Origin of the sequence: Janibacter sp. Y6 (assembly GCF_040900765.1) — a bacterium.
Classification (GTDB): Bacteria; Actinomycetota; Actinomycetes; order Actinomycetales; family Dermatophilaceae; genus Marihabitans; species Marihabitans melonis.
In genome coordinates, this window is sequence record NZ_JAKLYZ010000004.1 from 367,797 (window position 1) to 375,758 (window position 7,962).

Below are 7,962 nucleotides of genomic sequence, written 5' to 3' on the forward strand. Positions count from 1 at the left end.
CACACCCCTCGCCCGCGCTGTCGCCGCCGAGCCCTAGGGTCGAGCCCATGGAAGGCTTCGCCGACGTGGAGATCCGCCGCAGCGCGCGCCGGCGCAAGACGGTGTCGGCCTACCGCGACGGCGAGCGCCTCGTCGTGCTCCTCCCGGCCGGCCTGGCCGACCGGGTCGAGCAGCGCTACGTGCGCGAGATGGGCGAGAAGGTCCTGGCCCGCGAGGCCCGACGCCGTCCGAGCGACGTCGATCTCGTCGAGCGCGCGCGCGACCTCTCCCGGCGCTATCTCGAGGGCCGAGCCGTGCCGACGAGCGTGCGCTGGGTGACCAACCAGGGCACCCGGTGGGGGTCGTGCACCCCGAGCCAGGGCACGATCCGGCTCAGCCACCGGCTGCAGGGGATGCCGGGCTACGTGCAGGACTACGTCCTCACCCACGAGCTCGTGCACCTGCTGGTGCCCGGGCACGGGCGCGACTTCTACGCCCTGCTCGACCGGTACCCGTCCTGCGAGCGCGCCAGGGGCTACCTCGAGGGGTGGTCCGGTCGCGACGAGACGGCGTGGGACGACGGGCCCGAGCCGGCGCCCGAGACCGCCGAGGGCGACGGGGTCAGCCCACCCGCCTGAGCGCGGCGGCGACCAGGGGCTCGAGCTCGTCGGCCGAGTCCGCCGGCATGGCCCGCACCGGCCACCACGCGAGGTCGAGCGACTCCTCGCTGCGGATCTCGCGCGCATCTTGCGCGGCGACGGCGACGTAGCGCACGTCGAGGTGCTCGCGGCACCGCCCGAAGGACCCGACGAGCTCGTGCCGGTCGAGATGGACCGGCTCGGGGTGCAGGGTCAGCTGGTCGGCGGGCAGCCCGGACTCCTCGACCGCCTCGCGGAGCGCGCCGGCGAGCACGTCGGCGTCACCCGGCTCGAGGTGGCCGCCGAGCTGGAACCACCGGTGCGCCTTGCCGTGGAGCGTGAGCAGCGCCGAGGTGAGCGTCGCGTCGAGGACGAGCACGCCGACGGTGAAGTGCTCCGGCGGCCCGTCGCGCAGCACGGCGTCCGGGTGGGCGGCGAGGTGCTCGAGGTAGTCGCGCCGCAGCCGCTCCTGCTCCTCGTCGGGCGCCTGCCAGCTGCTCAGGACCCGCTCGAGGTCGCTCGCGAGGTCAGCCACCGGTGCGGCCGTCGCCCTCGCCGTCGCCCTCCCCGCGGGTCTCGGCGTCGAGCAGGGCGGCGAGCTCGGCGTCCATGTCGATCCCCCCGGTGACGTCCTGCGCCCCGGAGGTCGAGCCGGTGCTGCGCTCGACGTAGCCGAGGACGTCGTCGAGGTCGGCGCCCGTCGGGGCGACGTCCGGGTGGGCCCAGGCCGCGTCGCGGGCCGGGGCGCCGCCGGCGTCCTCGAGGGCCGCGAAGAGGTTCGCCGCGTCGCGCAGCCGGCGCGGCCGCAGCTCGAGCCCGACGAGGGTGGCGAAGGTCCGCTCCGCCGGCCCACCGGTCGCCCGCCGCCGACGCACGGTCTCGGCGAGGGCGTCGGTGCTCGGCAGGTGGGCGCCGCCGGCCCGGGCGGTGACGACGTCGACCCACCCCTCGATGAGGGCGAGCCAGGTCTCGAGACGGGTGAGCGCGGCCTTCTGGGCGGGCGAGGGCGCCGGTCGGAAGAGGTCGCTGCCGAGGGCCTGCTGCATCCCGCCGACGTCCTGCGGGTCGAGCTCGGCGACCGCGCGGTCGATCGCGCTCGTGTCGATGGCGATGCCCCGGGCGTACTCCTCGACCGCGGTGAGGATCTGCGGCCCGAGCCACGGCACGTCGGTGAAGAGGCGCATGCGGGCGGTCTCGCGCAGGGCGAGGTGCAGCCACACCTCGTCGACCGGCACGTCGAGACCGTCGGCGACCTGGGCGATGTTCGCCGGCAGGAGCGCGACGCGGTCGGTGAGCAGGGGGATGCCCACCTCCGTGCCGCTCACGGTGCTCGTCGCGAGCGCGCCGACGGCCTGCCCGACCTGGGCCGTGACGAGCGCGCTGCCCATCCGGTTGATCATCGGGGTGAGCTGCCCGGCGAGCGCGAGCGGGTTGGTGCCCGGGGGCACGCCGAGCGCGCTGAGGTCGGGGGCGTCCGGGCCGGTCAGCTGGGCGGTCATCGAGTCGCGGATCGCGCCGGAGACGCCGTCGGCGACCGGCTCGACGACGCGCGCCCACGTGCCGATCGTCTCCTCGACCCACGTCGAGCGTGACATCGCGGTGCCGGTGAGGGCGGGCGCCTCGAGGTCGGTCACCTCGTCGAGCCACAGCTGGGCGACCCGCACGGCCTGCTCGGCCAGCGCGACCTCGCGCTCGCCGACGCTGACGTCGCCCTCGGCCCGGGCGGCCTCGCAGGCCGCCGCCGTCGCGGCGGCGAGGTCGACCCCCTTCGCCGTGGCGGTGGGGCTGAACATCGCGCGCATCTGGTCGGCCATCGCGCGCACGGCCGACGGGTCGGCGTCGGCGATGCCCATGGCGCCCAGCTGACGGGCCACCTCGGGGGGCAGCGGAGCGCCCCCGGTGAGCTCGCGGAAGATCGCGGCGATCTCCTCGGGCAGCTCGTCGTCGGGTCCGGTACCGGGGTCTACGGGGTCTGTCACGGTGCCTCCTTAGGATGGCGTCGACGTAGAACCCAACCACGGGCGCCGACCAAAGGTTCCCGCGCCCCCTGAGGATCCGGAGCCAGCATGGTCGACACCCGACGCGTGGACGATCTCGCGTGGCGGGTGATGCGGTGGTCGATGGTGCTCCTCTGCGTCTCCCTCGTCCTCGCGACCATCCGCGTCCCGTACGCGATCGAGGCCCCCGGCCCGGTGAGCGACACCCTCGCCTCGCGGGGCGAGGGCAGCTCGGCCCAGCGCGTCGTCGACGTCGAGGGGCACCGGACCTACCCGACCTCGGGGCACCTCTACTTCACGACGGTCACCGTCCAGGGCGGGCCGGAGGAGCACATCACCCTGTGGGAGTGGGTGCTCGGCAAGGTCGACCGCGACGCGAAGGTCGTGCCCGAGCAGACCGTCTTCGGCACAGGGCGCTCCGAGGAGGAGATCCAGCAGCTCAACGCCGCCGAGATGCAGGGCTCGCAGAAGAGCGCGATCGCGGTGGCGCTGCGCAGCACCGGCGAGGACGTGCCCCAGGACAACGTCGTCGCCTCTATCGCGGGCGACCTGCCTGCCGACGGTCGGCTCGAGCTCAAGGACGAGGTGACCGCCGTCGACGGCGTCGCCACCGACCACGTGAGCGACGTCGTCGCGGCGATCTCGGACCGCGAGCCCGGCGAGGACGTGCGCCTCACCGTGCGCCGCAAGGGCGCTGAGCGCGAGATCACCCTGCGCACGGCCGACCTCGGAGGCGGGCGGGCCGGGATCGGGGTCGGTCTCGAGCCGCTCTTCGACTACCCCTACGAGGTGCGCATCGACGCCGGCGAGGTCGGCGGCCCCAGCGCGGGCACGATGTTCGCGCTCGCCGTGCGCGACCTCGTCACCCCGGGGGAGATGACCGGCGGGCGCTCGGTCGCCGGCACCGGCACGATCGACGACTCCGGCCAGGTCGGCCCCATCGGCGGCATCCGGCAGAAGATGATCGGCGCCCGGGACGCGGGGGCGCAGTACTTCCTCGCCCCGACGGACAACTGCGACGAGGTCGCCGGGCACGTGCCCGACGGGCTCACCGTCCTCGAGGTCGACGACTTCGACGCGGCGGTCGACGCCGTCGAGGGGGCGGCGAAGGGGGAGGTCGGCGACCTCCCGTCCTGCGGCACCCGCTGAGGGTCGGTCCCGACGCGTCTGCCCTCGGGGGTCAGCCCTGCGGGCCAGCCCCGCGGACTCAGTCCTCGAGCGTCGCGCGCAGCGCGTGGACGAGCCCGGGGGCGATGTCCTCGCCGGTGGCAACGCGGTCGTCGCTGTCGTTCGAGCGCTGACGCAGCAGGCAGATGGCACGTCCGTCGCGGTGCACCGCGACGAGCAGACGGATGTCCTCGCGCTCGGGGTGCTGGGCCAGCTGCTCGGTCGCGGCGACGGGGTCCGAGGGCAGGTCGCGCTCGGCGCCCGCCGGGACGACGACGCGCTCGAGGGCGATGGCCGCCCCGTGCACGGTCTCGGGCCAGGCGAGGCGGCCGAGGAGCGACTCGACGTCGCTCGTGCGGGCCACGCCCTCCTGCTCGATGGCGGTGAGCGAGCCGGGCAGCACGTCGGTGACGTCCATGGAGTCCCGCAGGCTCGGCTCGGCGGCGACGAGCTCGGCCGTCTCGACGAGCGCGAAGAGCCTCGGCGGCTGGTCCCAGCCGCCCTCGGCCACGTGGCGCTCGGTCTCGAGGGCGCACCGGGCGAGGGGCTCGGTCGTCGGCTCGGAGGGCTTGTCAGCGGTCGGCGAAGGGGTGTCAGGCACGGATGACATGCTGCCGCACGGGCGCCCAGGTCCGGTAGGTAGGTTGGGCCCCGCCACGACCGATGGGGTCGCGACGATCACGAGGTGACCGATGAGCACGCAGCAGCCACCCGAGGACGGGGACGCCCCGACCGGTCGTGAGGGCGGGGCCGCCGCGGCGCCCTCGTCGATGCGCACACGAGGCCTGAGGGTCCTCGCCGTCCTCGCCGCGCTCGTCGTGGCCGTGCTCGTCATCACCTCGATCTGGACCGAGGCCCTGTGGTTCGACGCCCTGGGCTACAGCGGCGAGTGGTGGAGCCGCATCCGCACGCAGACCCTGCTCTTCGTGCTCGGCGGGCTGCTCATCGCGCTCCCGCTGGCCGCGAGCCTCGTCATCCCCTTCCGCTCCCGGCCGATGAGCTGGCCGACGTCGCCGGGGGAGCAGGCGCTGTCGCAGTACCGCCAGGTCATCGCCCCCCTGCGCCGGCACATCGCCATCGGCGTGCCGCTGCTCTTCGGCCTCATGGGCGGCCTCACCGCCGCCGGGCAGTGGCAGCAGTGGCTGCTGTGGCGCAACGGCGCGGCGACCGGCGTCACCGACCCGCAGTTCGGTCGCGACCTCGCCTACTACCTCTTCGGCCTGCCCTTCTACTCCTTCGTCGTCGGCTACCTCACCGTCGTCGCGATCTGCTGCCTCGTGGCGGCAGCCTTCGCGCACTACATCTACGGGGGCCTGCAGCCGCCGGGCCGCGGGCGCTCGACGCGGGCCGCCTTCCTCCACCTCGCCGTCGTCGGCGCCGTCCTCGCGCTGCTGCGCGGCGTCTCCTACGTCCTCGACGCGCACTCCCTGACGACGCACGAGACCTCCGTGCTCACCGGTGTCGGCTACACCGACGCCAACGCCGTGATCCCCGCGAAGTACATCCTCGCCGTCGCGGCGGTCATCTGCGCCGGGCTCTTCTTCGCCGCGGTGCGCAGCCGCAGCTGGCGCCTGCCGGTCATCGGCGTCGCGACGCTCGTCGGCCTGTCGATCATCGTCGGCAACATCTACCCGGCGCTCGTCGAGACCTACCGCGTCACCCCGTCGCGCTCCTCGCTCGAGCAGCCCTACCTGCAGCACAACATCGACTCGACGCGCGCCGCGTACGACGTCGCCGGTGTCGAGACCGAGGAGTACGACGCCGTCTCCGAGATCTCCGCCGGTCAGCTGCGCCAGGACGCGGCGACGATCCCGGGCATCCGTCTGCTCGACCCGAACGTCGCGGCCCCGACCTTCCAGCAGCTGCAGGCCCAGCAGCCGTACTACTCCTTCCCCGAGGACCTCGACGTCGACCGCTACGACATCGACGGCGAGTCCACGGACACCGTCGTCGGGGCGCGCGAGCTCGACCTGTCGAAGCTCCCGGCGGACCGGCGGGACTGGGTCAACGACCACACCGTCTACACCCACGGCTACGGCCTCGTCGCGGCGAAGGGGTCCGAGGTCTCGGGCAGCGGGACCCCGGCGTGGTTCGACCTCTCCGAGGTCGAGGAGTACGAGCCGCGGATCTACTTCGGCGAGCGGATGACGCAGTTCTCCATCGTCGGTGGCGAGGAGGGCGCGCCCGCCCGCGAGGTCGACCGCCCGTCGGGCGGCGAGGAGGGGCGCTACACCTACACCGGTGACGGCGGCGTGTCCATCGGCTCCCCCCTTCGCCAGGCCGCCTTCGCGATCACCCATCGCGACCTCAAGTTCGTCCTGTCCGACGCCGTCGGCAGCCAGTCGCGCCTGCTCGAGCACCGCACGCCCAAGGAGCGCGTCGCCCGCGTCGCGCCGTGGCTCACGCTCGACAACGACCCCTACCCGACCGTCGTCGACGGCCGGATCCAGTGGGTCGTCGACGGCTACACGACGTCGCGCACCTACCCCTACGCGAGCCGCTTCAGCGTCTCGGGTGTGCAGGAGGGCACGGTCTCGTCCGTGGAGACCCAGCGGGCCGCGGCGATCAACGCCGACCGGATCAACTACATGCGCAACTCGGTCAAGGCCACGGTGGACGCCTACGACGGCACCGTGACCCTCTACCGCTGGGACGAGCAGGACCCGGTGGCCTCCGCCTGGGACAAGGCCTTCCCAGGGCTGATGAAGCCGCGCTCGGAGATCAGCGGCGAGCTCATGTCGCACCTGCGCTACCCGGAGGACCTCTTCCGGATGCAGCGCGCGGTGCTCGCGGAGTACCACGTGACCTCGGCCGGCGACTTCCGCGCCGGTCAGGACCGCTGGCGCGTGCCGAGCGACCCGACGGTCCTCGCCGAGAAGAAGGTGGCCCAGCCGCCGTACTTCCTCACGATGGCGATGCCGAGCCAGCAGGAGGCGTCGTGGTCCCTCACCTCGACGTACATCCCCAACGGCGACCGCGACGTCATGGCGGGCTACCTCGCCGTCGACTCCGACGCCGGTGACATCGCGGGCAAGCCGGCCTCCGGGTACGGCCAGCTGCGGATGCTCGCGGTGCCGCGCTCGACGACGGTGCCCGGACCGGGGCAGGTGCAGAACGACATCGCGAGCAGCTCGGTCAAGGGCGCCGACACCGACCAGACGCTCACCGACTACCTCAACAACAACAACCGCGGGTCGAGCAAGGTGCTCCTGGGCAACCAGATGACCCTGCCCGTCGGCGAGGGCTTCCTCCACGTCGAGCCGGTCTACCTCTCCGGCACGAACGAGAACTCCTACCCCTCGATGCGCGTCGTCATCGTCTCCTTCGGCGGACGGATCGCCTGGGCGCGCACGCTCGAGGGCGCGCTCGACCAGCTCTTCGAGGGCGACTCCGGCGCCGACGCCCCGATCGGCGGCGACGACGGGGGCACGCAGCCGCCGAAGGGGGAGCAGGAGCCGACGGGTCCGCTCACCTCCAAGGAGCGGGCGCTGCGCGCGGCGATCGAGGACATGCAGGGCGCCTACCAGCGCGGTCAGGAGGCGCTGAAGAAGGGCGACCTCGAGGCCTACGGCAAGGCCCAGGCAGATCTGCGCAAGGCGCTCACCGAGGCCGCCCGCAACCAGCCCGGTGGCGGCTCCGCGACCCTCGACGAGTCCGCCGCGAGCTGAGTCCTCGCCGGTCGAGGTGCGAGCGCCGGCGAGCCGGTCTTCGCTGGTCGAGGTGCGAGCGCCGGCGAGCCGGTCTTCGCTGGTCGAGGTGCGAGCGCCGGCGAGCCGGTCTTCGCTGGTCGAGGTGCGAGCGTCAGCGAGCCTCGAGACCACGAAGCCGTGGTCTCGAGGCTCAGGCCGCAGGCGGCCTTCGCACCTCGACGACCAAGGGTTTGCGGGTCGAGGTGCGAGCGTCAGCGAGCCTCGAGACCACCGCCTCGGGCCTCGATTTGGCCCAGCGGACGCAGACGCGTAACCTTGGCAGAGCAACGACGCGGGGTGGAGCAGTTCGGTAGCTCGCCGGGCTCATAACCCGGAGGTCGCAGGTTCAAATCCTGCCCCCGCTACCACTGTCCTGTCTCAGGACATATGAAACCCCCGAACCTACGGGTTCGGGGGTTTCGTGCTGTTCTGGGGCTGGTAGTCGCGGGTGGGGTCGAGGGTGAGCTGGCGGATGATCTCGCCGGTGTCGGC

Annotated in this window: 6 protein-coding genes and 1 tRNA gene; 4 read left to right on the plus strand and 3 right to left on the minus strand. The window is 73.3% G+C overall.

The genetic code is table 11. The features are described from left to right. The first annotated feature begins 47 nt into the window (after positions 1-47). On the plus strand, positions 48-617 hold the full coding sequence (locus tag L6241_RS12085) for a M48 family metallopeptidase (protein WP_368246412.1): 570 nt from the start codon (positions 48-50) through the stop codon (positions 615-617). Here L6241_RS12085 and L6241_RS12090 read toward each other — a convergent pair. Then, the gene (locus tag L6241_RS12090) at positions 601-1,152 is read right to left on the minus strand and encodes an NUDIX hydrolase (protein ID WP_368246414.1); all 552 of its coding nucleotides are present in this window, start codon (positions 1,150-1,152) and stop codon (positions 601-603) included. The genes L6241_RS12085 and L6241_RS12090 overlap by 17 nt on opposite strands. Continuing rightward, positions 1,145-2,596, minus strand: coding sequence for a zinc-dependent metalloprotease (locus L6241_RS12095; protein WP_368246415.1), 1,452 nt, complete (start codon positions 2,594-2,596; stop codon positions 1,145-1,147). The genes L6241_RS12090 and L6241_RS12095 overlap by 8 nt, the downstream gene beginning before the upstream one ends. A gap of 105 nt (positions 2,597-2,701) precedes the next feature. On the opposite strand from L6241_RS12095, the gene L6241_RS12100 reads away from it, so the two are divergent. Further along, positions 2,702-3,763 (plus strand): PDZ domain-containing protein, encoded by a 1,062-nt coding sequence (locus L6241_RS12100; protein ID WP_368246416.1) that lies wholly within the window; start codon positions 2,702-2,704, stop codon positions 3,761-3,763. A gap of 58 nt (positions 3,764-3,821) precedes the next feature. Here the strand turns inward: L6241_RS12100 and L6241_RS12105 are convergent, their stop codons facing one another. Continuing rightward, positions 3,822-4,391 carry a PPA1309 family protein gene (locus L6241_RS12105; RefSeq protein ID WP_123092127.1) on the minus strand — a complete coding sequence of 190 codons (570 nt, stop codon included), beginning with the start codon at positions 4,389-4,391 and terminating at the stop codon, positions 3,822-3,824. 82 nt (positions 4,392-4,473) lie between these two features. Between L6241_RS12105 and L6241_RS12110 the strand changes: the two genes are divergently transcribed. Together L6241_RS12110 and L6241_RS12115 are read left to right on the plus strand one after the other, a co-directional pair. Then, a complete protein-coding gene (locus tag L6241_RS12110; protein ID WP_368246418.1) occupies positions 4,474-7,449 on the plus strand; it encodes a UPF0182 family protein in 2,976 nt (991 codons plus the stop codon). Positions 7,450-7,761: 312 nt separating this feature from the next. Continuing rightward, positions 7,762-7,838: transfer RNA gene (locus tag L6241_RS12115), tRNA-Met, on the plus strand. The last annotated feature ends 124 nt before the right edge of the window (positions 7,839-7,962 follow it).

Excerpts from the sequence above, each read along its gene's own strand:
- L6241_RS12105 (WP_123092127.1), bottom strand. The coding sequence starts at position 4,391 with ATGTCATCCGTGCCTGACACCCCTTCGCCGACCGCTGACAAGCCCTCC.
- L6241_RS12110 (WP_368246418.1), top strand. The coding sequence starts at position 4,474 with ATGAGCACGCAGCAGCCACCCGAGGACGGGGACGCCCCGACCGGTCGT.
- L6241_RS12085 (WP_368246412.1), top strand. The coding sequence starts at position 48 with ATGGAAGGCTTCGCCGACGTGGAGATCCGCCGCAGCGCGCGCCGGCGC.